Origin of the sequence: Pseudomonas sp. D2002 (assembly GCF_013385735.1) — a bacterium.
Taxonomy (GTDB): Bacteria; Pseudomonadota; Gammaproteobacteria; order Pseudomonadales; family Pseudomonadaceae; genus Aquipseudomonas.
In genome coordinates, this window is sequence record NZ_JACAPL010000037.1 from 482 (window position 1) to 780 (window position 299).

General features: G+C 56.9%; 1 pseudogene (cut by a window edge). It reads left to right on the plus strand.

Features of this window, described 5'->3' with window-relative positions:
- Positions 1-299, plus strand: a pseudogene (locus HX783_RS30120) (immunoglobulin-like domain-containing protein) (its annotated part extends 481 nt beyond the left edge of the window); the annotation flags it as partial.

A 299-nucleotide genomic window follows, 5' to 3' on the forward strand; every position in this document is an offset into this window, starting at 1 on the left:
GAATGGCCAGACGATCACCATCAAAGCCGGTGAATCCGTGGGCTCCACGGTTTTCCACACCCCGGCCAACGACGTCTACAACAACGGTTCGACCGTCAGCACCACCATCGCCAAGACTGCGGGTGGTAACTTCGAGAACCTGGTTACCGACCCGAAGGCAGCGGTCACCACGATCACCGACTCGATCGATAACACCACCGTTTCTTTGACTGCTGACAAGGCTTCGGTAGTTGAAGGCGGCGATATCACTTACACCGCAACCTTGACCAACAAGGCGCAAACCGACGTCACCGTTACGC